This is a genomic window from Nonomuraea sp. NPDC050536 (assembly GCF_044457685.1).
GTDB lineage: Bacteria > Actinomycetota > Actinomycetes > Streptosporangiales > Streptosporangiaceae > Nonomuraea.
Genome location: NZ_JBITHD010000014.1, coordinates 102,739 through 126,324, shown reverse-complemented (window position 1 = coordinate 126,324; position 23,586 = coordinate 102,739). Strand labels below are relative to the sequence as shown.

Annotated in this window: 23 protein-coding genes; 18 read left to right on the top strand and 5 right to left on the bottom strand. The window is 70.6% G+C overall.

What is annotated here, in order from left to right:
• The first annotated feature begins 48 nt into the window (after nucleotides 1–48).
• The 8 genes from rimP to truB all read left to right on the top strand — a co-directional run bounded on the left by rimP (nucleotide 49) and on the right by truB (nucleotide 7,936).
• On the top strand, nucleotides 49–522 hold the full coding sequence (gene rimP, locus ACIBHX_RS33750) for a ribosome maturation factor RimP (RefSeq protein ID WP_397071437.1): 474 nt from the start codon (nucleotides 49–51) through the stop codon (nucleotides 520–522).
• Nucleotides 523–547: 25 nt separating this feature from the next.
• Entirely contained in the window at nucleotides 548–1,540 is a 993-nt protein-coding gene (gene nusA, locus ACIBHX_RS33745; RefSeq protein ID WP_397071599.1) for a transcription termination factor NusA, read from the top strand.
• Nucleotides 1,524–1,838: a YlxR family protein gene (locus ACIBHX_RS33740; protein WP_397071436.1), complete on the top strand. Its 315-nt coding sequence runs from the start codon at nucleotides 1,524–1,526 to the stop codon at nucleotides 1,836–1,838. The genes nusA and ACIBHX_RS33740 overlap by 17 nt, the downstream gene beginning before the upstream one ends.
• A gap of 113 nt (nucleotides 1,839–1,951) precedes the next feature.
• A complete protein-coding gene (gene infB / locus ACIBHX_RS33735) occupies nucleotides 1,952–5,041 on the top strand; it encodes a translation initiation factor IF-2 (protein ID WP_397071435.1) in 3,090 nt (1,029 codons plus the stop codon).
• A 172-nt stretch (nucleotides 5,042–5,213) separates the two neighbouring features.
• The gene (locus tag ACIBHX_RS33730; RefSeq protein WP_214322292.1) at nucleotides 5,214–5,510 is read left to right on the top strand and encodes a DUF503 domain-containing protein; all 297 of its coding nucleotides are present in this window, start codon (nucleotides 5,214–5,216) and stop codon (nucleotides 5,508–5,510) included.
• A gap of 22 nt (nucleotides 5,511–5,532) precedes the next feature.
• Entirely contained in the window at nucleotides 5,533–5,976 is a 444-nt protein-coding gene (rbfA, locus tag ACIBHX_RS33725; RefSeq protein WP_397071434.1) for a 30S ribosome-binding factor RbfA, read from the top strand.
• Entirely contained in the window at nucleotides 5,973–7,076 is a 1,104-nt protein-coding gene (locus tag ACIBHX_RS33720) for a bifunctional oligoribonuclease/PAP phosphatase NrnA (RefSeq protein WP_397071433.1), read from the top strand. Before rbfA ends, ACIBHX_RS33720 begins: the two co-directional genes overlap by 4 nt.
• Nucleotides 7,076–7,936: a tRNA pseudouridine(55) synthase TruB gene (gene truB, locus ACIBHX_RS33715; RefSeq protein ID WP_397071432.1), complete on the top strand. Its 861-nt coding sequence runs from the start codon at nucleotides 7,076–7,078 to the stop codon at nucleotides 7,934–7,936. Before ACIBHX_RS33720 ends, truB begins: the two co-directional genes overlap by 1 nt.
• On the opposite strand, the gene ACIBHX_RS33710 is transcribed toward truB, so the two are convergent.
• Nucleotides 7,933–8,952 (bottom strand): TRM11 family SAM-dependent methyltransferase, encoded by a 1,020-nt coding sequence (locus tag ACIBHX_RS33710; protein WP_397071431.1) that lies wholly within the window; start codon nucleotides 8,950–8,952, stop codon nucleotides 7,933–7,935. The two genes, truB and ACIBHX_RS33710, sit on opposite strands and share 4 nt — an antisense overlap.
• Nucleotides 8,953–8,962: 10 nt before the next feature.
• On the opposite strand from ACIBHX_RS33710, the gene ACIBHX_RS33705 reads away from it, so the two are divergent.
• From ACIBHX_RS33705 to ACIBHX_RS33695, 3 genes are read left to right on the top strand one after another with little or no spacing between them, the layout of a single operon-like run.
• A complete protein-coding gene (locus ACIBHX_RS33705; RefSeq protein ID WP_397071430.1) occupies nucleotides 8,963–9,583 on the top strand; it encodes an ABC transporter permease in 621 nt (206 codons plus the stop codon).
• Nucleotides 9,573–9,983, top strand: a complete 411-nt coding sequence (locus tag ACIBHX_RS33700) for an oligopeptide/dipeptide ABC transporter ATP-binding protein (RefSeq protein ID WP_397071429.1) — start codon at nucleotides 9,573–9,575, stop codon at nucleotides 9,981–9,983. The genes ACIBHX_RS33705 and ACIBHX_RS33700 overlap by 11 nt, the downstream gene beginning before the upstream one ends.
• Nucleotides 9,984–10,026: 43 nt before the next feature.
• Nucleotides 10,027–10,953, top strand: a complete 927-nt coding sequence (locus ACIBHX_RS33695) for a bifunctional riboflavin kinase/FAD synthetase (protein ID WP_397071428.1) — start codon at nucleotides 10,027–10,029, stop codon at nucleotides 10,951–10,953.
• On the opposite strand, the gene ACIBHX_RS33690 is transcribed toward ACIBHX_RS33695, so the two are convergent.
• Complete coding sequence (locus ACIBHX_RS33690) at nucleotides 10,943–11,488, bottom strand: TetR/AcrR family transcriptional regulator (RefSeq protein ID WP_397071427.1); 546 nt, start codon at nucleotides 11,486–11,488, stop codon at nucleotides 10,943–10,945. The two genes, ACIBHX_RS33695 and ACIBHX_RS33690, sit on opposite strands and share 11 nt — an antisense overlap.
• Nucleotides 11,489–11,593: 105 nt before the next feature.
• On the opposite strand from ACIBHX_RS33690, the gene ACIBHX_RS33685 reads away from it, so the two are divergent.
• The 7 genes from ACIBHX_RS33685 to dapB all read left to right on the top strand — a co-directional run bounded on the left by ACIBHX_RS33685 (nucleotide 11,594) and on the right by dapB (nucleotide 20,664).
• On the top strand, nucleotides 11,594–12,949 hold the full coding sequence (locus ACIBHX_RS33685; protein ID WP_397071426.1) for an APC family permease: 1,356 nt from the start codon (nucleotides 11,594–11,596) through the stop codon (nucleotides 12,947–12,949).
• A 1-nt stretch (nucleotide 12,950) separates the two neighbouring features.
• A complete protein-coding gene (locus tag ACIBHX_RS33680; protein ID WP_397071425.1) occupies nucleotides 12,951–14,540 on the top strand; it encodes an amidohydrolase in 1,590 nt (529 codons plus the stop codon).
• A 142-nt stretch (nucleotides 14,541–14,682) separates the two neighbouring features.
• Complete coding sequence (gene rpsO, locus ACIBHX_RS33675) at nucleotides 14,683–14,952, top strand: 30S ribosomal protein S15 (RefSeq protein WP_397071424.1); 270 nt, start codon at nucleotides 14,683–14,685, stop codon at nucleotides 14,950–14,952.
• Nucleotides 14,953–15,346: 394 nt separating this feature from the next.
• Complete coding sequence (locus ACIBHX_RS33670) at nucleotides 15,347–17,671, top strand: polyribonucleotide nucleotidyltransferase (RefSeq protein WP_397071422.1); 2,325 nt, start codon at nucleotides 15,347–15,349, stop codon at nucleotides 17,669–17,671.
• Complete coding sequence (locus tag ACIBHX_RS33665; RefSeq protein ID WP_397071421.1) at nucleotides 17,668–18,978, top strand: M16 family metallopeptidase; 1,311 nt, start codon at nucleotides 17,668–17,670, stop codon at nucleotides 18,976–18,978. Before ACIBHX_RS33670 ends, ACIBHX_RS33665 begins: the two co-directional genes overlap by 4 nt.
• Nucleotides 18,979–19,020: 42 nt before the next feature.
• Nucleotides 19,021–19,893 (top strand): MerR family transcriptional regulator, encoded by an 873-nt coding sequence (locus ACIBHX_RS33660; protein WP_397071420.1) that lies wholly within the window; start codon nucleotides 19,021–19,023, stop codon nucleotides 19,891–19,893.
• Nucleotides 19,894–19,926: 33 nt separating this feature from the next.
• Entirely contained in the window at nucleotides 19,927–20,664 is a 738-nt protein-coding gene (gene dapB, locus ACIBHX_RS33655) for a 4-hydroxy-tetrahydrodipicolinate reductase (RefSeq protein WP_397071419.1), read from the top strand.
• A 16-nt stretch (nucleotides 20,665–20,680) separates the two neighbouring features.
• Here dapB and ACIBHX_RS33650 read toward each other — a convergent pair whose 3' ends face one another.
• Genes ACIBHX_RS33650 through ACIBHX_RS33640 form a run of 3 tightly spaced genes read right to left on the bottom strand, consistent with a single transcriptional unit; the run spans nucleotide 20,681 to nucleotide 23,546 of the window.
• Nucleotides 20,681–22,573 (bottom strand): ABC transporter ATP-binding protein, encoded by a 1,893-nt coding sequence (locus ACIBHX_RS33650; protein WP_397071418.1) that lies wholly within the window; start codon nucleotides 22,571–22,573, stop codon nucleotides 20,681–20,683.
• Entirely contained in the window at nucleotides 22,570–23,049 is a 480-nt protein-coding gene (locus ACIBHX_RS33645; RefSeq protein WP_397071417.1) for a peroxiredoxin family protein, read from the bottom strand. Before ACIBHX_RS33645 ends, ACIBHX_RS33650 begins: the two co-directional genes overlap by 4 nt.
• Nucleotides 23,049–23,546 (bottom strand): MauE/DoxX family redox-associated membrane protein, encoded by a 498-nt coding sequence (locus ACIBHX_RS33640; protein ID WP_397071416.1) that lies wholly within the window; start codon nucleotides 23,544–23,546, stop codon nucleotides 23,049–23,051. Before ACIBHX_RS33640 ends, ACIBHX_RS33645 begins: the two co-directional genes overlap by 1 nt.
• Between the last annotated feature and the right edge of the window lie 40 nt (nucleotides 23,547–23,586).

Below are 23,586 nucleotides of genomic sequence, written 5' to 3'. Positions count from 1 at the left end.
CAGGGGCGAGGTCCGCCCGGCTGAGACATGACAATAGGGGAGGTCGATATGGGCAGCGCATCATCCCGCGACCACCTGATGAAGCTCCTCGAGCCGGTCGCCGAGGCGCAGGGCCTCGACCTGGAGGACGTGAAGGTCACCCAGGCGGGCAAGAGACGGCTGCTGCGCGTGATCGTCGATCGCGACGGCGGCGTGAGCCTGGACGACGTGGCCGAGTTGAGCCAGGCCGTGTCCCAGGTCCTCGACGAGGACGACGTGATGGGCCAGCACGCCTACACGCTCGAGGTCTCCTCGCCAGGAGTGGACCGCCCGCTGACGGAGCCGCGCCACTGGAGGCGTGCCGCCAAGCGGCTGGTGAAGGTCGACATGCGAGACGGTTCCGAGGTGCTCGGCCGCGTACGCTCCGCCGACGACAGCGGCGTCGAGCTCGAGATCGACGGCAACGAGCGCCGTATCGACTATCAGGACCTGGCCCGTGGACGGGTGCAGGTGGAGTTCCGGCAGTTGGACGCCGAGGACTGAGGGGGGGAGCCTCGTGGACATCGACATGAGCGTCCTGCGCAGCCTGGAGCGGGAGAAGGACATCTCCTTCGACCTGGTCGTCAAGGCGATCGAGGACGCATTGCTGATCGCTTATTTCCGTACCGAGGGCGCGGCCCAGAAGGCGCGCGCCGAGCTCGACCGCAGCAGCGGCCACGTCACGATCTGGGCGGCCGAGCTGGACGACGAGGGCGACGTCGTCAGGGAGTACGACGACACTCCGGGCAACTTCAGCCGGATCGCCGCCACCACCGCCAAGCAGGTCATCCTGCAGCAGTTGCGCGACGCCGAGGACGAGATCAACTTCGGCGAGTTCGCCAGCCGCGAGGGTGAGCTGGTCTCCGGTGTCATCCAGCAGGGCAAGGACCCGCGGGTGGTGCTGGTCGACCTGGGCAAGATCGAGGCCGTGCTGCCGCACAACGAGCAGGTGCCCGGCGAGGAGTACGTGCACGGCGAGCGCATCCGCGCCTACGTGGTGCAGGTGAAGAAGGGCCACAAGGGCCCGTCGGTCACGCTGTCGCGCACGCATCCGGGTCTGGTGAAGAAGCTCTTCGCGCTGGAGGTCCCGGAGATCGCCGACGGCACCGTGGAGATCGCCGCGGTCGCCCGCGAGGCCGGCCATCGGACGAAGATTGCCGTAAGGTCCCGCAAATCCGGCGTGAACGCCAAGGGGGCCTGCATCGGCCCGATGGGCTCGCGGGTGCGCAACGTGATGACGGAGCTGCACGGCGAGAAGATCGACATCATCGACTGGTCCGAGGATCCCGGCGAGTTCGTGGGGAATGCCCTGTCGCCCGCGCGCGTTTCCAAGGTGGATGTTCTCGATCTGGAGGGGCGCGTAGCCCGGGTGACCGTGCCTGACTACCAGCTTTCGCTGGCCATCGGCAAAGAGGGGCAGAATGCCCGGCTCGCGGCGAGGCTCACGGGGTGGCGGATTGACATCCGCCCTGACATTCAGGCCGAAGATGCCGCCGGTTCCGTAGATGCGTCAACACGGTAAGCTGGAATATGGTGTTCGCGGGGCCCCACAGCGCACCTGTGTGGGCTGTAGGGTCCGTGCGGCAAAGTCCGAGCTGCTCCGCCTGGTGCTGGTCGAGGACCATGTGGTCCCTGACCTGCGCGGACGGCTTCCCGGCCGGGGTGCATCACTGCATCCAGCCGTGAGCTGTCTCGAGCTTGCCGAGCGTCGCCGAGCGTTTCTGCGCGCGTTCCGCGTGCCGGGGCCGCTTGACGTGTCGCGCGTGCGAGCGCACCTGGAAGAGGAGAACCACGAAATGTCATGTAGGACGCCGAGTTGATGGGCGGAGTCAGATTGCTATGAGCGCCTGATGAGCACGCGGCGATGAAGACGTCAAGGTAGCGACGGTCCGGACGGCATTTGCCAGCCTCCCGGGCCGAGTAAGGGAGTGCAGTGGCGAAGGTCCGGGTATACGAGCTCGCTAAGGAGTTCGGCGTCGAGAGCAAGGTCGTCATGGCCAAGCTCCAGGAGATGGGGGAGTTCGTCCGTTCGGCGTCCTCGACCATCGAGGCGCCGGTGGTCCGCAGGCTCACCGAAGCTCTGGGCGTCAAGCCCAGTAAGGGCGGCGGTTCGTCGTCCAAGCCGCAGCCGCCAAGGGCTGCGCCCCGGCCGGCGGAAAGCCAGGCCGGCAGCGGTGCCGTAGAGGCGCCGACATCTTCCGTTCCGCGTCCCGGTCCGGGTCCCCGGCCCGGTCCGCGTCCGGTTCCCGCGGCGGGCACCCCGCGGCCTCCGGTTCCTACCCCGCAGCAGCAGCCTGAGGCTGCCCGCCCGGAGTCCGGTGCCCCTCAGGCGCGTTTCGACAGCGGCACGCGTCCCGCCGCGCCGAGCCCGCGTCCCGGTCCCGCCGCGCGTCCCGGCCCGAAGCCGGGTCCCGCGCCGCGTCCCGCCGGCCAGGGTGGACAGGGTGGACAGGGAGCCCAGGGCGGCGGCGGTGCGCCGCGTTCCGGCGCGCCCTCCGGTGGCGGTCCGCGTCCCGGTCCCGGTCCCAAGCCGGGTCCCCGCGGCCCGCGTCCCGGTAACAACCCGTTCTCGTCGACCGCGAGTGGCATGGGCCAGTCGCGTCCGCCGCGTTCCGGTGGCCGTGACGGCGGTCGTGACGGCGGCGCTCCCGGTCCGCGTGACCGTCGCGACGGCCCGCCGACGCCGGGCGGCATGCCGCGCCCGCCGCAGGGTCGTGGTGGCGAAGGCCGGCCCGCGGGTCCGCGCCCGGGTCCGCCCGGCGCCGCAGGTCCGCGTCCCGGTCCCGGCCAGGGCGGTCCTCGCCCCGGTGGTCCGCGTCCGAACCCGATGATGATGCCGCAGGGTCGTCCCGCGGGTCCGGGCGGCGCAGGCCGTCCGGGTGGCGGTGGCGGCGGCGGTCGTCCCGGCGGTGGCGGCGGTGGCCGTCCCGGTGGTGGCGGCGGCGGTCGTCCCGGTGGCGGCGGCGGCGGTTTCGCCGGTCGTCCCGGTGGTGGCGGTGGCGGCGCCGGTCAGCGCACGGGCACCGGTGGTCCCGGTGGCGGTGGCGGCGGCTTCGCCGGCCGTCCCGGTGGCGGCGGTCGTGGCCGCGGTGGCGGCACCGCGGGTGCCTTCGGCCGTCCCGGTGGTCGTCCTGCCCGTGGCCGCAAGTCCAAGCGGCAGAGGCGTCAAGAGTTCGACAACATGTCGGCGCCGGCGATCGGCGGCGTGCAGGTCTCGCGCGGCAACGGCGCGACGATCAAGCTCCCGCGCGGGGCTTCGCTGTCGGACTTCGCCGACCGCATCGGTGCGAACCCTGCCTCGCTGGTGCAGATCATGCTGCACCTCGGCGAGATGGTGACCGCCACGCAGTCGGTCAACGAGGAGACGCTGCAGCTGCTGGGTGCCGAGCTCGACTACAACATCCAGGTGGTCAGCCCGGAGGAGGAAGACCGCGAGCTGCTCGAGTCCTTCGACATCGAGTTCGGCGAGGACGAGGGCGACGAGGAAGACCTCGCCGCGCGTCCGCCGGTCGTGACCGTCATGGGTCACGTCGACCACGGTAAGACCAAGCTGCTCGACGCCATCCGCAAGACCAACGTGGCGGCGCGCGAGGCGGGTGGCATCACCCAGCACATCGGTGCCTACCAGGTCTCCACGGAGCACGAGGGCCAGGACCGGAAGGTCACCTTCATCGACACCCCGGGTCACGAGGCGTTCACCGCCATGCGTGCCCGAGGCGCCAAGTCCACCGACATCGCGGTGCTGGTGGTCGCGGCCGACGACGGTGTGAAGCCGCAGACGATCGAGGCGCTGAACCACGCCCAGGCGGCCGACGTGCCGATCGTGGTCGCGGTCAACAAGATCGACAAGGAGGGCGCAGACCCGAACAAGGTCCGTGCCCAGCTCACCGAGTACGGTCTGGTGGCCGAGGAGTTCGGCGGCTCGACGCTGTTCGTCGACATCTCCGCCCGCGAGGGGACCGGCATCGAGAACCTGCTCGAGGCCATCCTGCTCACCGCGGACGCCGAGCTCGACCTGCGGGCCAACCCGACGATGGACGCGCAGGGCATCACGATCGAGGCCAGGCTCGACAAGGGCCGCGGTCCGGTCGCGACCGTCCTGGTCCAGCGCGGCACGCTGCGCGTCGGCGACTCCATCGTCTGTGGCGAGGCCTTCGGCCGCGTCCGGGCGATGCTCGACGACAACGGCGACCCGGTCGAGGAGGCCCCGCCGTCCTGCCCCGTCCTGGTGATGGGTCTGACGGCCGTGCCGAGCGCCGGTGACAACTTCATCGTGGTCACCGACGACCGGATGGCCCGGCAGATCGCCCAGCAGCGCGCGGCGCGCAAGCGCAGTGCCGACATGGCGAAGTCGAGCCGTCGCCGCACCCTCGAGGAGCTGTTCAGCGACCTCGAGAAGGGCCGCGTCGACGAGCTCAAGCTCATCATCAAGGGTGACGTGTCCGGTTCGGTCGAGGCCCTGGAAGACGCTCTGCTCAAGATCGACGTCGGCGACGAGGTCAGGCTCCGTGTCCTGCACCGCGCGGTCGGCGCCATCACCGAGTACGACGTCAACCTGGCCATGGCCGACGAGAACGCCGTCATCATCGGCTTCAACGTCCGCCCCGAGCCTCGGGCGCGCGACCTGGCCGAGCGCGAGGGCGTCGACATCCGCTACTACTCGGTCATCTACCAGGCGATCGAGGAGATCGAGGCCGCGCTCAAGGGCATGCTCAAGCCCGAGTTCGAAGAGGTCCAGATGGGCACCGCGGAGGTCCGCGAGATCTTCAAGGTGCCGAAGATCGGCAACATCGGTGGTTGCCTGGTCCGTTCTGGTCTCATCGTGCGCAACAGCAAGGCCAGGATCATCCGCGATGGCGTGGTCGTGGCCGACAACCTCACCGTCTCGTCGCTGCGCCGCTTCAAGGACGACGCGACCGAGGTCCGCGAGGGCTTCGAGTGCGGTATCGGGGTCGGCTACAGCGACCTGCGCATCGACGACGTCATCGAGACGTTCGAGATGCGGGAGAAGCCGCGCGTGTAACCACGCGGCCGGGCGCCCGGCGGTCCATCCGCCGGGCGCCCTTCGCACGCACATGGTCCCGGTACGGCCCCGCCGTACCGGGACAGGTGCGGCGCGTGTACGGTGAGCTCTCCACCGCAGCTGGAGCCGGACGCGCGTCATCGGACAACGAACCAAGCGGTGGTTACCAACGATGTATGTGGGTGCCCTGACCCTGGACATCCTGCTCGGCGACGTGCACTCGCTGAAGCAGAAGCGCTCCGTCGTGCGTCCCCTGGTCGCCGAGATCCAGCGGCGCTATCCGAGCATCGCCGTGGCCGAGACCGGCCACCTCGACCTGCACCGCCGGGCGGAGATCGGCGTCGCGGTCGTCTCGGCCTCCGCAGGCAACTGCAAGGAGGTCCTGGATGCCTGTGAGCGGATTGTCGCCTTCCGTCCCGACATAGAGTTGCTATCTGCGCGGCAGCAGCTCTACAACGACGAAGATTGAAGATCAGTAAGGGGGAGCGAACATGGTGGACGCAGCACGAGCGCGTAAGCTCGCCGACCGCATCCAGCAGATCGTCGCCGAGATGCTGGAGCGCCGGATCAAGGATCCGCGCCTGGGCTTCGTCACCGTGACCGACACGCGCATCACCGCCGATCTGCGTGAGGCCACGGTGTTCTACACGGTGTTCGGTTCCGAGGCCGAGCGGGCCGACACGGCCGCCGCCCTGGAGAGCGCCACCGGCATCATCCGCTCGGAGGTGGGCAAGCAGACCGGGGTCCGGTTCACTCCCACGTTGACGTTCAAGCACGACCCGCTGCCCGACAGCGCGCGCCAGCTCGACGACCTCATCCTCGCGGCCCGTAACCGCGACGCCGAAGTGGCCCGCCGGGCGGAGGGTGCCGCGTACGCGGGTGAGGCGGATCCCTACAAGAAGGACGACGAAGAAGAGGCGGACTCGGCGTCGTGACGCCCGACGTGCGCGACAGGATCGTCCGGACCACCGCGCGGGTCCCGGCCCAGGAGGGCCGGGTTTCCGAGGCCACCTGGGGCCGCGTGGTCGACCTGATCGGGCAGGCCGGCGAGGTGGCGCTGGCCTGCCATGTCTCGCCGGACGGCGACGCGCTCGGCTCGATGCTGGCGGTCGCGCAGGTGCTGCGCGCCCAGGGCAAGCGGGTGCACGCCTCCTTCGGCGACCGCACGTTCGCCGTGCCACGGCTGCTGCGCTTCCTGCCGGGCCTGGACCTGCTCGAGCCGCCTGAGGCGTATCCGGCCGAGCCCGGACTCATGCTCACCTTCGACTCCTCGACGCTGGACCGGCTCGGGCTGCTGGCGGAGAACGCGCGCAAGGCCCGCGAGGTCGTGGTGATCGACCATCACCCCTCCAACCACGGCTTCGGCACGATCAGCGTCATCGACCCGACCGTGGCCGCCACGGCGGTGCTGGCCGAGCAGCTCATCTACCGGCTCGGCGGCACTCTGGACCGTGACATCGCCACCTGCCTGTACGCGGGGCTGGTGACCGACACCGGCTCGTTCCGGCACGCCTCGACCACGCCTGCCGTCCATCAGATGGCGGCGCGGCTGGTCGCCACGGGGCTGCGCACCGACGAGATCGCCAGGGAGCTGTGGGACCGCTCGCCGTTCGGCTACCTCAAGGTGCTCGCCGCCGCCCTCGACCGGGCCATGCTGGAGGACGACCTGGTCTGGACGTACGTCACGCACGTCGACAGGGCCACGTACGGCCTGCCGTACGACGAGGTGGAGGGCATCATCGACGTGGTGCGCCGCACCGACGAGGCGGAGGTGGCCGTCGTGCTCAAGGAGGACGACCACGGCGACTGGCAGGTCTCGACGCGGTCCAAGGGCGCGGTCGACGTGGCGGCGATCTGCTCGGCGCTGGGCGGCGGCGGTCACCACAACGCGGCGGGCTACACCTCGAGGATCGGGGTCGAGGAGACGATGGCGGAGTTCCGTGAACTGCTCCCGAGCGCAGGAGCTCGTGAGGAGAGAGCGAGGAACGAGCCAACGACGAGCGAAGCGGGCGCGACCATGAGAGAGCAGGCCTGATGGCGCAGAGCGGGTTGATCATCGTGGACAAGCCCGCCGAGTGGACCTCGCACGACGTGGTCGCCAAGCTCAGGCGGATCGCGGGCACGCGACGGGTGGGCCACGCGGGCACGCTGGACCCGATGGCCACCGGCGTCCTGGTCATCGGCGTGGAGAAGGCGACCCGCCTGCTGGGGCACCTGGCGCTGACCGAGAAGGTCTACGAGGCCACGATCCGGCTCGGGGTGTCCACCAACACCGACGACGCCGAGGGCGAGGTCACCGCCACCGCCGCGACGGACGACGTGACGCCGGAGCGGATCACGGCCGCCATACCAGCGCTCACCGGCACGATCATGCAGGTTCCGCCGCAGGTCAGCGCCATCAAGGTGAACGGCGAGCGGGCCTACAAGCGGGCCAGGGCGGGCGAGGACGTGGAGCTGGCCGCCCGCCCGATCACCGTGCACGCCTTCGACGTGACCTCGATCGACGGGCCCGAAATCCGTGCCGTCATCCGCTGCTCGTCGGGCACCTACATCCGGGCGCTGGCTCGCGACCTCGGCACGGCGCTGGGCGTCGGCGGCCACCTGACGTACCTGCGGCGGACCAGGGTGGGCCCCTACGACCTGGGCATGGCCAGGACCATCGACCAGCTCGCCGAGGAGTGCGTGATCCTGCCGATCGGCGAGGCGGTGTCGGCGGCGTTTCCGCGCAGGGACGTGACGGCCGAGGAGGCCAAGGTGATCTCCCACGGCGGGCGGCTGCCGTCCGCGGGCCTGGGCCAGGGGCCGATCGGCGTCTTCGGGCCCGAAGGGGAGCTGCTCGCGCTCATGGAAGAGCAGGGCAGGACCAGCAAGCCTTTGGCGGTCTTCGCGAGCTAGACGGGCTTGCGCGCCACCATGATGTCGCGCACGATCGCCTGGTCCACCCAGTGCTCGAAGTCCGGAAATGTCTGGACTTCGAGCCCGGACTCGGTGAGGATCGCGGCCAGGTCGTCGCGGGATCCGCCGTAGGTGTTCCAGGAGATCCCCATCGCGCCGCCGGGTCGCAGCAGCGCCGCCCATCCGGGGATCGCCTTGGCCAGCAGCTCGAGCGGGCTCCGGGACAGGCCCGAGGAGCCGCGGCTGCCGTGCTGCACGCCGTACGGGGCGTCGGCGGCGATCACGTCGAACGAGGCGGGCTTGAAGAAATCGCGGCTGCGCAGCGTGTCGGCGCTGACCACCGACAGGTGCTGGGTGTCGCCCGACTTCTGCGCCTGCTTGGAAGCGGCGAAGTCGACGTTGAAGCGCCGCCCGATCACCGCCCGCTCGCGCCGCACCGGCACGGTCTCGGCGGTGTGCTTGAAGCGCTTGTTCTTCAGCCAGGTCTTGATGAAGCCCGTGTAGGCGTCGAAGTCCTTGCCGTCGACGTCCAGCCCGAAGGCGTCGTAGCCGTACATGAGCGCCTGGTTGAGCGTCGTGCCGCGCCCGCACAGCGGGTCGAACACCGACAGCCGCCCGTCCAGCGGGGAGTCCGAGGCCAGCACGGTCACGTTGAGCAGCAGCTTGGTGAAGTGCTCGTTGGTCTTGCCGGCGTACTTCTGGATCGTGATCAGGTCGCTGCTCAGCCGGTCGAGCGGCCGCATCGGCAGCGGCCTGAGCAGCTCGTCCTCGATCCCGAACAGCGCGTAGACCGACGACAGGTTCGACAGCGTCGCCACGTCCTTCTCGCCCAGCGGCGCCGAGGTCTCGAAGGTGATGTACGGCAGGCCGCCGATCACCGTCTCCACCACTTCGGAGACCGGACTCTCCAGTGCCCGGGCACCGAAGACGGCCAGCTCGGACCGGGTCAACCGGACGGAACTCTCCCCGTAGACCCGGTTGAAGGCAGGCAGGATCAGCAGCGCGTATGCAGGCATGGTGTGCCCGATGTTACCGCTCGCGGGCGCGTTCAAGGGCAAGCTGATCGACCCGCTGATCATGCTGGTCGGCGTGTTCGGCGTATCGCTGCCGGTGTACTGGCTCGGCGAGGTCGTCAACCTGATCACGCAGAAGCAGCTGCACGGCTCGGTCTTCTCCTGGGTGCCGCCGCTCGGCTACGTGCCCTTCTCCCAGAGCCCGGGACAGTGGGCGCTGCACCTGCTCTTCCCCTGGCTCACGCTTGCCCTGCTGTACGCCGGCATCTACGCCCGGCAGCTGCGCGGCGAGCTGATCAACGCGTTGAACGAGGACTACGTGCGCACGGCCCGCGCCAAGGGGTTGTCGGAGCGGCGGATCCTGATCAGGCACGCGCTGCGGTGCTCGCTGATCCCGATCGTCTCGCTGTTCGGGCTGGACTTCGGTGCGCTGGTGGGCGGGGCGGCGCTGCTGACCGAGGTGGTCTTCGGGCTGCCCGGGGTCGGCAAGCTCACCTACCAGGCGCTGCAGAACCTGGACCTGCCCGTGATCATGGGCACCGTCCTGTACGCCGCCTTCTTCGTCGTGCTCGCCAACGCCGTGGTGGACGTGCTGTACGCCCGGCTCGACCCGAGGGTGCGCCATGCTGCTTGACGTCCAGGACCTGCGCGTGCGCTTCGGCTCCTTCACGGCCGTGGACGGCCTGTCGTTCCGCGTGGACGAGGGCGAGGTCTCGGACCGGATCGCGGTGATGTACCTGGGCGAGGTCGTGGAGGTCGCCGAGGCCGAGTCGTTGTACCAGGCGCCCGCCCATCCCTACACCCAGGCGCTGCTGTCGGCCGTGCCCGAGATCGACGACGGGTCGGACGCGCCCCGCCGGGAGCGCATCGTCCTGACCGGGGACGTGCCCAGCCCCATCGACCGCCCCTCGGGGTGCTCCTTCCATCCCCGGTGCCCGGTGGCGCGGGAGCGCTGCCGTACGGAACGACCGGCGCTGCGCGAGGTCGCTGGCAGGACGGTCGCCTGTCACCACCCCTCGATTGCAGGGAACTGAGAGGCCCGTGGCAGGCTTATGGGGGTTGATCCGCCACTAGCGAATGGGGCCGGGCGTGCGGGAGTCGGAAAGATCCGTCGTGACCGTTGGCATGTTCGACGGCGTGCACCGCGGGCACCAGCGGGTGGTCGAGCGGGCCGTCGCCGTGGCGCGCGAGCGCGGGCTCCGCAGTGTGGTCGTCACCTTCGAGCCGCATCCCGCCGAGGTGGTGCGTCCCGGGTCGCACCCGCCCAGGCTCACCACGCCGCGTCACAAGGCCGAGCTGCTCAAGGGGCTCGGCGTGGACGAGGTGTGCGTGCTGGAGTTCACGCTGGAGCTGTCCATCACCAGCCCGGCCGACTTCGCTCAGACGGTGCTCGCCGATCGGCTGCGGGCGGCCGCGGTCGTGGTCGGGGAGAACTTCAGGTTCGGCCACAAGGCCGCCGGCGACATCGAGACGCTGCGGACGCTGGGCGTGAAGTACGACTTCGAGGTGGAGGCCGTGCCGCTCGTCGACGGCATCTCCTCCACGCGGATCCGCGAGCTCGTGACCTCGGGTGACGTCGTCGGCACCGCCGCGCTGCTGGGCCGCCCGCACCGGGTGGAGGGCGTTGTGGTCCGTGGCTACCAGCGGGGCCGCCAGCTCGGCTTCCCCACGGCCAACGTCGAGACGCCCCCGCACACCGCCATCCCCGAGGATGGCGTGTACGCCGGGTGGCTGGAATGCGTGCCCGTGGCCAACCTGCCCGCCGCCTACCCCGGCCAGCGCTGGCCCGCCGCCATCTCGGTCGGCACCAACCCCACCTTCGAAGGCGTCCCCCGCACCGTGGAGGCCTACGCCCTGGACCGCGACGACCTGGAGCTGTACGGCGTCCACGTGGCCGTCGACTTCGCCGCCCGGCTGCGCGGCAACACCAGGTTCGACTCCATCGAGGAGCTGATCGCCCAGATCCACGCCGACGTCGACGAGGCCCGCCGCCTCACGGCCTGAACAGGGCCAGCGCGTGCTCGATGACCTGGTCCCTGGTCAGCCCGGGCACTCCTATCACCAGCTGGGTGCTGAAGCCGTCGAGCATGGCGCGTAGCCGTACCGAGAAGTCGTCGCCCGCCTCGGGCAGGAGCGCGACCAGCGTCTCGTGCCAGGCCAGGTCCAGCTCGGCCTGCGTCTCACGCAGCTCCGGAACCGCGAGCGTCCTGCTCCAGACGTCCACCCACAGCAGCCAGCGCGGATCCCCCTGGCTCGTGGGGAGATAGAGCTCGACGTAGGCACGCAGACGATCCTGCGCCGACCCCTCGACTGACAGGAGCCCGGCGCGGCGGGGAGCCAGCCGCGTCTCGCTCCACACCAGCGTCTCCAGCAGTAGCTGGTCCTTACTGCCGAAGTAGTACAGCAGGTGGCCGCCGCTGGTGCCGAGGCGCCTGGCCAGGGCCGCCATGGTGAGCTCGGCCAGGCCGTGCTCGGTGATCGCGGACATCGCGGCCTCGAGCATCTGCTCGCGCGGCCGCTCAAGCCGCTGTCGTGCCATGGTGCGCCTCGTTCCGGTAACAGGTCTTGACGCGAACTCTACGAGAGAGGCATCTTGAATGTCATTCAAATTATTTGAACGGCATTCAAACACCTGGGAGCCGCCGTGCTCAAGCAGACGCCATCCCCCCAGCAATCACCCAAGCTGTCCAGAGTGCTCGGCCTGTTCGGCGCCGTCATGCTGACCCTGTCGTGCATCACCCCCGCCTCGTCGCTGTTCATCATCATTCCCGAAGTCCTCGCAGGTCAGGGCAGCGGAGCGACGCTGACGCTGGTCGCCGGGCTGGTCGTCTCGGCCGGCATCGGCTGCTGCTACGCCGAGCTGGGCACGCTCACGCCCAGCTCCGGCGGGGAGTACGCGATGGTGCACACGCTGCTCGGCCGCTTCGCCGGGTGGATCACCTTCGGACTGGCGGTGGCGCTGCTCGTGGTCATCCCGCCGATCATCGCGCTGGGCACCGCCGACTACCTGGCCGCCCTGGTCGACGTGCCGCGGCCGCTGGCAGGGGCGGTGGTCATGCTGCTCGCGACCCTGCTGGCCGTGCTCGACGTGCGCTCCAACGCGCTGATCACCGGCATCTTCCTGGCCGTGGAGGTGGTGGCCGCGACCGTCGTGGCCGTGCTCGGGTTCGGGCACGCGCAGCGCGGCGTGGGCGCGCTCGTCGCCCCCGTCGTCCCCGGCGGGACGTTCACCGTCGGCGTGCTCATGGCCGGGCTGACGGTGACGATGTTCGCCTTCAACGGGTTCGGCACCGTGGTCTACCTGGCCGAGGAGATCAAACACCCGCGGCGGAACGTGGCCCGCGGCGTCTTCTGGTCGCTGGGACTGGCCGCCGTGGTCATCGTGGTGCCCGCCACCGCCGCCGTGCTCGGCGTCGGCTCGCTCGACGACCTGGCCAACGGCACCTTCCCCCACTTCGTCAGGAGCTGGGCGGGCGACGGCGTGGCCGCCGCGGTGAGCCTGGGGATCGTGGTCGCCATCATGAACGCGGTCCTGGTCATGGCCCTGCAGAACGCCCGCGTGCTGTTCTCCTCCGGCCGCGACAGGGCCTGGCCCGAGCCGGTCAACCGCGCGCTCACCCGGCTGCATCCGCGCTGGGGCTCGCCCTGGGTGGCCACGCTGGTCGTCGGCCTGCCCGGGGTGGCCATGGCGGCGCTGCTGGCGATCGAGGACCTGCTCGGCGTCACCTCGGTGATCGTCTGCGTCGTCTCGATCCTGCTCGCCGTCGCCGCGCTCCGCGCCAGGTCGGGGGCGCACGCCTCGGCTCCGGCGTGGCGGATGCCGTTCTGGCCCGCCGTACCGGTGCTGGTGATCGCCGCGCTGGCCTACGCGCTGGCCGAGCAGTCGACCGGCGACCTGCTGGTCGCGGGCGGCATCGTGCTCGCTTGCGCCCTGTACTACCTGCTCTACCTGCGGCCCAGGGCGGAGTCCCGATGGGTCGTCACCACACCTGAGGAGTGAGATGTTCGACCTGGTCGTACGGCATGCCCGCATTCACACCGTGGACCCGGCCCGCCCCTGGGTGCAGGCGCTGGCCGTACAGGACGGCAGGATCGCGTGGGTCGGCGCGGACGAGGACCGCCCGCGCGCGGCCGAGGAGATCGACGCGGGCGGGCGGCTGGTGCTGCCCGGCTTCGTGGACGCGCACAACCACGTGCGGCTCGGCTCGGACGACGACTGCGTGCAGCTCGCAGGGGCCTCGTCGCTGGAGGAGGTCGGCCGGCGGATCGCGGACTGGCGGGCGCGGCATCCGTCGGCGGAGTGGATCGAGTGCGAGGGGTTCGACTACTCGGCGCTGCCGGGGCTGCCGACGGCCGCCGACCTGGACCGCGTGACCGGCGATGTGCCGGCGTTCGTCTTCAGCTACGACGTGCACACCATGTGGCTCAACAGCGCAGGGCTGGTGAAGCTGGGCGTCGCCGGGGGAGAGCTGCCCTTCGGGGTGGCGCGGACCGACGCCTCGGGCAGGCCGACAGGGTTCGTCACCGAGTTCGCCGTGCGCGGGCTGGCCCGTGACGGGCAGCGGGCGCTGGCCGAGCGGGGACTGCCGTGGGCGGGGGAAGAACGGCGCTACCGGCGGCTGCTCGCCTCGCTGGAGATGGCCACCCGCTACGGCATCACCACGGTCGTCGAGCCGCAGAACTCGCTGGACGACCTGGCCCTGTTCGAGCGGGCCAGGGCCGAGGGGCGGATGCGCAGCCGCGTCATCGCCGCGCTGTTCCATCCGCGCGGCACCAGCGACGCCGACCTCCAGGACTTCGCCGCGGCGGCCAGGACCGACCCGTGGTTCAGTGTGGGTCCGCTCAAGCTCTACATCGACGACGTGGTCGAGCCGCACACCGCCGCCCTGCTCGAGCCGTACGCCGGCCATGCGCACCGCGGCGAGACCTTCTACCCGCCGCAGGAGTTCGCCGGCCTGCTGGCCAAGCTCGACGCCGCGGGATTCCAGGCGTTCGTGCACGCCACCGGCGACCGCGGCATCAGGACCGTGCTTGACGCGGTCGAGCACGCCCGCGAGGTCAACGGCCCGCGCGACGCCCGCCACCAGATCGTGCACGTCGAATGCCTGGACCCCGCCGACGTGCCGCGCTTCGCCGAGCTGGGTGTGGTCGCCTGCATGCAGCCCCGCCACAGCTCGCCCGACATCGCGGGACCCGGGCACGACTGGGCCGCCGCGGTCGGCTCCAGCCGATGGCCCAAGGCCTGGCCGATGCGTTCCCTGGAGGAAGCGGGCGCCGTGCTGGCCTTCTCCAGCGACTGGAACGTGGCCGAGATGGACCCGATGATCGGCATCTACACCGCGGTCACCCGGCGCGGGCTGGCCGGCGGGCCCGCCTGGATGCCGGCCGAGGCGGTGTCGCTGGAGACCGCGATCAGGGCGTACACGCTCGGATCCGCCTACGCCAACTTCCGCGACCACGATCGGGGCTCGATCACGCCGGGCAAGTTTGCCGATCTGGTGATCCTTTCGGATAATCTGTTCGAGATCCCCGCCGAGCGGATTCCCGAGGTCCGTGCCGAGACCGTCATCGTCGATGGCGCCGTCACCTGACGCGCGATGGTAACCTTGCATGTCGGCTCTGTAACGGCGGCGCTGTACGCTGCCCTGAGGCCTTCGCCGCGGCGACTGTAGGCACGCACGGTCGCTCGCTTCTCTGAATCATTCGCGCGTGTCCGTAGCTCGAAGGAGAGCCGTGTCCCTCGACACCGCTGCCAAGAAGACCATCATCACTGAATACGCGACGGCCGACGGCGACACCGGGTCGCCCGAGGTGCAGATCGCGCTGCTCAGCAAGCGCATCAGCGAGCTCACCGAGCACCTGAAGACGCACAAGCACGACCACCACAGCCGTCGTGGTCTGCTGCTGCTCGTCGGGCGCCGGCGCCGCCTGCTGAAGTACCTGCAGAAGGTCGACATCGCGCGCTACCGTTCGCTCATCGAGCGGCTCGGCCTGCGCCGATAGCATGGAAAGGGAGCGGCGCCCGCGTCGCTCCCTTTCTCATATCGCCCACTCACGACAACTCAACAGCCAGACCAACTCCAAGCCTCGCGGAAGGCTGAAGGAACCGGGAAATCCCGGAGGGTCGCCGCCGAGGCGATTGGTCGGTTTGAGCGGTTTTGGGAAGGACGGTATGAGGGAGTACGGCGCGCCGTGGCGTACCGACAACTGAAGATCCGAGACACTAAAGCCCCCGCGTCCGTCAAGCACCATGCGACCCGCGACGCCTGCGGGCCGGTCCTCGGTAGTGGCTTCCGGGCTCAGAACCCGGGCGCTTCGATCGAAGACCGGCGCTGCACCTAACGAGGGTGCCGGTGAGAAGAGGGCGCGGGAGACCGACCGACCAAGGAGGTCCCCCGTGGAGGGTGTCCACACCGCCGAAGCCGTCATAGACAACGGCTCATTCGGCACGCGCACGATCCGATTCGAGAGCGGTCGCCTCGCGCGACAGGCGGCGGGTTCCGCCGTCGCCTATCTCGACAACGACACGATGGTGCTGTCGGCGACGACCGCGTCGAAGTCGCCGAAGGAGAGCTTCGACTTCTTCCCGCTCACGGTCGACGTCGAGGAGCGCATGTACGCCGCGGGCCGCATCCCCGGCTCGTTCTTCCGCCGTGAGGGCCGTCCGTCCGAGGACGCGATCCTCACCTGCCGCCTCATCGACCGGCCGCTGCGCCCCTCGTTCGTCAAGGGCCTGCGCAACGAGGTCCAGGTCGTCGCCACCGTGATGGCGCTCAACCCCGAGCACCTGTACGACGTGGTGGCCATCAACGCCGCGTCCCTGTCCACCCAGCTCGCCGGGCTGCCCTTCTCCGGCCCGATCGGCGGCGTCCGCGTCGCGCTGATCGACGGCCAGTGGGTGGGCTTCCCGACGCACCACGAGCTGGAGCGCGCCACGTTCGACATGGTCGTGGCGGGCCGCGTGCTCGAGGACGGCGACGTCGCGATCATGATGGTCGAGGCCGAGTCCACCAAGGACACGCTGAAGCTGATCGCCGAGGGCGCGGTCGCTCCCAACGAGGAGACCGTGGCCCAGGGCCTGGAGGCCGCCAAGCCCTTCATCAAGGTCCTGTGCGAGGCGCAGAACAAGGTCGCCAAGGTGGCCGCGAAGGAGACCGCCGAGTTCCCCGTCTTCCCCGAGTACCAGGAGGACGTCTACGAGGCGGTCGAGGGCGCGATCAAGGCCGAGCTGGCCGCCGCGCTGACCATCGCCGGCAAGCAGGAGCGCGAGACCGAGCTCGAGCGGGTCAAGGGCATCATGGTCGAGAAGGTGCTGCCCGCCTTCGAGGGGCGGGAGAAGGAGCTGTCGGCCGCCTTCCGCTCGGTGATGAAGAAGCTCATGCGTGAGCGCGTCGTCAAGGACGGCATCCGCATCGACGGCCGTGGCACCAAGGACATCCGCGCGCTGAGCGCCGAGGTCCACGTGGTCCCGCGGGTGCACGGCTCGGCCCTGTTCGAGCGCGGCGAGACCCAGATCATGGGCATCACCACGCTGAACATGCTGCGCATGGAGCAGGTCATCGACACGCTCAACCCGGACCGGACCAAGCGCTACATGCACAACTACAACTTCCCGCCCTACTCCACCGGCGAGACCGGCCGGGTGGGCTCGCCCAAGCGCCGCGAGATCGGTCACGGCGCGCTGGCCGAGCGGGCGCTGATCCCGGTGCTGCCCACGCGTGAGGAGTTCCCCTACGCGATCCGGCAGGTCTCCGAGGCGCTGGGCTCCAACGGCTCGACCTCGATGGGCTCGGTCTGCGCCTCGACGATGGCGCTGCTCGACGCCGGTGTGCCGCTCAGGGAGATGGTCGCGGGCATCGCGATGGGCCTCATCGGCGAGGGTGACGCCTACGTCACGCTGACCGACATCCTCGGCGCCGAGGACGCCATGGGCGACATGGACTTCAAGGTCGCCGGCACCAAGGACGTCATCACCGCGCTCCAGCTCGACACCAAGCTCGACGGCATTCCCGCCTCCGTGCTTGCCGCCGCGCTGAAGCAGGCCAAGGGCGCCCGCCTGGCCATCCTCGACGTGATGCAGGAGGCGATCGACTCTCCGGCGGAGATGAACCCGACCGCGCCGCGCATCATCACGATCAAGGTCCCGGTCGACAAGATCGGCGAGGTCATCGGCCCGAAGGGCAAGATGATCAACCAGATCCAGGACGACACGGGCGCCGAGATCACCATCGAGGACGACGGCACGATCTACATCGGCGCCACCGACGGGCCCTCCGCCGAGGCCGCCCGGTCCGCGATCAACGCCATCGCCAACCCGCACATGCCCGAGGTGGGCGAGCGCTACCTGGGCACGGTCGTCAAGATCGCCGCCTTCGGCGCGTTCATCTCGCTCATGCCGGGCAAGGACGGCCTGCTGCACGTCTCCCAGATCCGCAAGCTGCACGGCGGCAAGCGCATCGAGAACGTCGAGGACGTCATGGCCGTCGGCGAGAAGATCCAGGTCGAGATCGCCGAGATCGACGGCCGCGGCAAGCTCTCGCTGGTGCCCGTCGAGGTCATCGAGAAGGAGGCCGCCGAGAAGGAGTCCGCGCCCGCCGGCGCGGATGAGGAGGCGGCTCCCGAGGCGGAGGACAAGTCCGCCGAGGACAAGAAGCCCCGCCGTACCCGCACCCGGGTTCGCACCACCCGCGACAGCGGTGAGGGAGAAGACCGCAACTCGTGAAAACCACCACGCTGCACCCCGGTAAGGATGGAGCCGGGGTTGTCAGGCGCACCGTCCTTCCCGGTGGGCTGCGTGTGGTGACCGAGACCATGCCGACCGTGCGTAGCGTCGCGGTCGGCATGTGGGTCGGCATCGGCTCGCGTGACGAGGCCCCCGAGCACATGGGCGCCACCCACTTCCTGGAACACCTGCTGTTCAAGGGCACGGCGACGCGCGATGCCATGGAGATCTCTGCCTCCATCGAGGGCATCGGCGGCGAGATCAACGCCTTCACCGCCAAGGAGTACACCTGCTACTACGCGCGCGTGCTCGACGATGACCTGCCGGTCGCCGTCGACGTACTCGCCGACGTGGTGACGAGCTCGCTGATCGCCGCCGACGACGTGGAGTCCGAGCGGAGCGTGATCCTCGAGGAGATCGCCATGCACGACGACGACCCGTCGGACGTCGTGCACGAGCAGTTCGCGGCCGCGCTGTACGGCGACTCGCCGATCGGGCGGCCCATCCTCGGCACGGTCGAGTCGATCAACGAGCTCGGCCGTGAGCGGATCGCCGAGTATTACCAGCGCTACTACCAGCCGCGCCGCACGGTGGTGTCGGTCGCCGGCAACATCAACCACGAGCAGGTCGTCGAGCTCGTCGCGCGCGCCTACGAGCGTGCCGGCGCGCTCGGCGGGCCCCTGGAGTGCGACCCGCCGCGCACCTCGGGTCCTGGCGCGGAGACCCACTCCGGCGTGTCCGTGCTCGACCGGCCCACCGAGCAGGCCAACCTGGTGCTCGGTACGACCGGCATGTCCCGCACCGACGAGCGCCGCTTCGCCCTGGGCGTGCTGAACGCGGCGCTCGGCGGCGGCATGTCGTCACGGCTGTTCCAGGAGATCAGGGAGAAGCGCGGGCTGGCGTACTCGGCCTACAGCTACACCTCCGCCTACGCCGACACCGGCCAGTTCGGCATCTACGTGGGCTGCCTGCCGTCCAAAATCGACGAGGTGCTGAAGATCTGCCGGGACGAGGTGGGGCGCGTGGTCGACGAGGGGCTCACGGAGGAGGAGATCGTGCGCGGCAAGGGCCAGATGCGCGGCGGTCTCGTGCTCGGCCTGGAGGACACCGGGTCGCGCATGTCGCGCATCGGCAAGAACGAGCTGGTCTACGACGAGCTGCTGTCGGTGGACGAGGTGCTGGCGCGCATCGAGGCCGTCACCTCCGACGACCTCGCCGCGGTCGCGACCGACGTGCTCAAGCGCCCCCGCACGCTGGCCGTCATCGGCCCCTACGGCGACAAGGACTTCACTCCTGCCATCAGCTAGAGGCTTGAGTCTCCAGTTGGGGGAGACGGCAGGGTGGACGGCATGGACGGCGACACGCTCTACACGATCGGGGAACTGGCGCGGCGGACCGGACTGACGGTCAAGGCGATCAGGTTCTACTCCGACAGCGGGATCGTGCCGCCGGACGGCCGCAACCCGGCCGGCTACCGCCTGTACGGCATCGAGGCCGTGGCACGCCTCGACCTGGTGCGGACCCTGCGCGAGCTGGGTCTCGGGCTGCCCGAGATCCGCAAGGTGATCGAGCGGGAGTCCTCGCTCGCCGAGGTCGCGCAGGCGCACGCCGAGGCGCTCGCCGTACAGATCCGCACGCAGCGGCTGCGGCGGGCGGTGCTGACGGCGGTGGCCAGGCGCGGGTCCACCCCTGAGGAGATGGATCTCATGCACAAGCTGGCCAAGCTCTCCGAGCACGAACGTCGACGGCTGGTCGACGACTTCCTCGACACGGCCTTCGGCGGGCTGGACGCCGAGTTCGCCGGCGCCAGGCGCTCGCTGACCCCCGAACTCCCTGACGACCCCGAGCCCGCGCAGGTCGAGGCCTGGCTCGAACTGGCGGAACTGTCGCGCGACCCGGGCTTCCGTGCCCTGGTGCGCGCACTGGCCGAACACCACAGCGCGCAGGGAGGCGACGTCCCGCGCCCCGACATCGTCGCCAGGGCACGGGATGTCGCGTCCGCGGCTCTGGAAGCCGGTGTCGATCCTGCCTCACCGGAGGCCGCGGCGATCGCCGCCCGGATCCCGATCAGCGAGGAACTCCTTGAGCGGGCGGCAGATCCGCGCTGGGATCGCTACCAGCGCCTGCTCGCGCTGGTCAACGGCTGGCCGCCGCCCCAGGACCTGGCAGGGCCGCTGGGGTGGTTCCGCCGCGCCCGCGACGGGTGGCATGCGGGACACTAGGGTCACCTGCACAACCATGGAGAGGGTTGACCTGTGATCAAGGTAGGTGTGCTCGGCGCCCGCGGGCGGGTGGGCGTCGAGGTGTGCAAGGCGGTCGAGGCGGCCTCCGACCTGGAGCTGGTCGCCGCGATCGACAAGGACGATGCCATCGAGGACCTGCGAGGGGCCGAGGTGGTGGTCGACTTCACCCATCCCGACGTGGTCATGGGCAACCTGGAGTGGGCGATCTCCCACGGTATCCACCCGGTGGTCGGCACCACGGGCTTCGACGAGGAGCGGCTGGAGACGGTGCGCGGCTGGCTGGCGCGCTTCCCCGGCACCAACTGCCTGATCGCCCCCAACTTCGGCATCGCGGCGGTGCTCATGATGCACTTCGCCCAGCAGGCTGCCCGGTACTTCGAGTCCGTCGAGATCGTGGAGCTGCACCACCCGAACAAGGCGGACGCGCCTTCCGGCACCGCCCGCCGTACCGCCGAGCTGGTGGCGCAGGCGCGGGCCAAGGCGGGGCTGCCGGGGATGCCCGACGCGACCAGCACCCAGCTCGACGGCGCGCGCGGCGCGGACGTCGGCGGGGTGCACGTGCACGCGGTACGGCTGGCGGGGCTGATCGCGCACCAGGAGGTGCTGCTCGGTGGCGACGGCGAGATCCTGACGATCAGGCACGACACGATGAACCGGGCGGCGTTCGCGCCGGGCGTGCTGCTGGGCGTGCGCCGGGTGGGCGAGCTGCCCGGTCTGACCGTGGGGCTGGAGCGCCTGCTCGACCTCTGACATCAGCCGCCGGCCCCTACGGCGACAAGGAACCCTCCTCCGCCATCTCCTGATGGGTGTATCCGCTGGCCTGCAGGGTGAACAGGCGGGCGTATCCGCCGTCGGCCGCCATGAGCGCGGCGTGGGTGCCCTGCTCGGCGATGCGGCCGTCGGCGAGCACGGCGATGACGTCGGCATCGCGCACGGCGCTGAGCCGGTGGGAGATGAGCAGGCTGGTATGCCCGGCCCGGTGGCGGCGCAGGCGGCGGTGAACGGCGTGCTCGGCTTCCGCGTCCAGCCCGGCGCTCGGCTCGTCGAGGATCAGCAGGTCGCGCTCGCCCCGGACGAGCGCCCTGGCCAGGGCGAGGCGCTGCCACTGTCCGCCGGACAGTGTCACTCCTGCCTGTTCCCGGTCGTGGAAGCGCCTGCTCAGCAGCGTGTCATATCCGTGGGGGAGCTTGGAGAGCGCCTCGTCGATCCCGGCCAGGCGGGCGGCTGCCCGTAACTGTTCGTGTTCCGCGCCGAGGTTGCCGAGCTCGATGTTCTCCGCGGCGGTGAAGTCGTAGTCGACGTAGTCCTGGAAGACGGCGGCGATCCGGGCGCGCAGGTCGGCGGAGTCGGCATCGCGCAGGTCGACGCCGTTCCACAGCACCATGCCGCGCTGCGGGTCGTAGAACCGGCACAGCAGCTTGACCAGCGTCGACTTGCCGGCGCCGTTCAGGCCGACCAGCGCGACGGCGCGGCCGAACGGGATCGTGAGATTCAACCCGCGCAGCACCCACGGATGGTCGTCGCTGTAACGGAACCAGACATCGCGCAGCTCGATCCCGGCGAGCGGGGACGTCAGGGGGCGGGGCGGCAGCCGTATGGGCAGGTCGGGGGCGGCGCCCACGACGGCGCGGAAGTGGCCGAAAATGAGCAGCGCCTGGTGCAGCCTCGAGAGCTGGGCGACCCCGCTCGAAAGGGCGGCCTGCACTCCGGCCACGGCGGCGACGAAGACCGCCACGTCGCCCACGCCCATCCGGCCGCCGGTGACCGCCCAGACCAGCCCGGTCCCGCCGATCACCCCTCCCAGGAGCGCCAGCAGCCCGTGCCCGGTCAGCGTCCTGCGGTCGAGCGCCTGTTCCTGCTCGTTGACCGCGCGGATCTCGCCCAGCAGGCGGTCGCGCAGGTAGCCGCCCAGGCCGAAAAGGCGTACCTCCTTGGCGGGCTCGACCTCGGTGAGCAGCTCGGCGTAGAAAGCCTGGCGGCGCATCGCGGGGCTGACCCGCCAGTTGAAGCCCACCCGCCGCCTGCTGAGAGAGAGCTGGACGCCCAGGGACGGCAGCGCGGACAGCAGCACGACGGCGGTCATGACCGGGCTCAGCACGACCAGCGCGGTCACGAACCCGGCCAGCGTCACCAGCCCGCGCGCCAGCGCCAGGCACGGGGCCAGGATCTGGGTCGAGGCGCCGCTGCCCGACTGCTCGGCCAGCCTGAGCCGGTCGCGGAAGTCGGGGTTCTCGAAGGGGCCCAGGCCGACGAAGCGGTTGACCGCGTCGAGCAGGCGCTCCTTGGTCAGCAAATCCAAGCCGCGGTGCAGGCGGCCGTCGGCGTAGTCGGTCAGGTGCGGCAGCAGGGCGGTGACCACTCCGCTCGCGGCCAGCAGGAGGGCGGGGAGCAGGACGTTCCGGCCGCCCGCCAGGCCGTCGAAGATCAGCTTAGTGAGCCAGGCGGCCACCGCGGGCAGAGCGCCGCCGACGACGACCGCGAACGCGGCGGCCAAGGCGGCCACCGGCGCCGCCAGCCAGGCCAGCCCCCAGACAACGGCCGCCCGGCGTGCCAGCTCACCCGGCCCGGGCGCCGACCCGTCGGTGATCGGCTCACCCGGCCCGGGCGGCGACCCGTCGGTGGTCGGCTCGCCGGGGCCGGGCGGTGCCTGGTCGGTCATGCGGTGACCGGAGTGCCGAGCTTGGCCACGGTCACGGCACACGACCTGACCGTGCCCGCCTCGTCGAGCAGGTAGAACGCCGGGAATGCGGAGTTGGGGAAGGCCAGGCAGACCGGGCCGCCCGCGGGTTCGGCGATGACGCGGGCGCCGCCGCGCAGCCTTTCGGTGTACTTCTCGCCGCCCGGTCCCGACACCACGGCGAGTACCCGTTCGGGAGCGTAGGCGCGTGCCAGGTCGAGGAAGGGCTGGAGCTGGGCGGTGCAGGCGTCGCACTCGGTGTCGAAGAAGCCGATCACGGCCGGGCGGCCCACCTGGCCGAGCTCGGGGATCGTCGCGCCCACCGGCAGCAGCGACGGCGTGGTGGCGCCGCCGTGCTCCTCGATGTGCCGCAATCGGCGGATCACCGCCAGCGTCAGCACCAGGTTGAGCGCGCTCACCAGGCCCACGATGACCACGGCGGCAATGACGAACGGCATCAGATGTTCCTCTCGATGAGAAGGTCGGCGAGGTCGTCGAAGAACACGAACACCGCCGCCAGCAGGGCGGCGACCACGAGCGCCAGCGCCGCGCCCGCGGGCTCCCACGCGGCGGCGGGCGCCATCAGGCCCGCGCAGGCCAGCGCGGTGAGCAGGAGGTTCCGCACGATCTGAGTGAGGCCGAGCGGTACCGAGGCCCGGCCGAAGCACCGGCAGGAAGCCCGGTCCCCGCGCCGCACTGCCAGTGCGACCGCCGCGGCGAAGGCGGCCAGGAGTGCCCCGGCCAGCAGGTAGCCGGCGGCCGGCCGGAGCGCGAACAGCACGATCGCGCACCCCTCGGCCCCCGCCACGCCCGCGGCGACAGGAACGGCGGGAAGTCCGGGAGCCAGGCCTGGCACCGAGGCCACGAACGCGCGCCAACCTGTCACCTTGCCGCCCAGGGCCACCAGGAAGACCAGGCCCAGCGTGCCCCGGCAGGCCAGCTCCACGTACTGCATGGCTCTCCCTCACGGCTGGACCCGCCCACGGGCAGCCGCG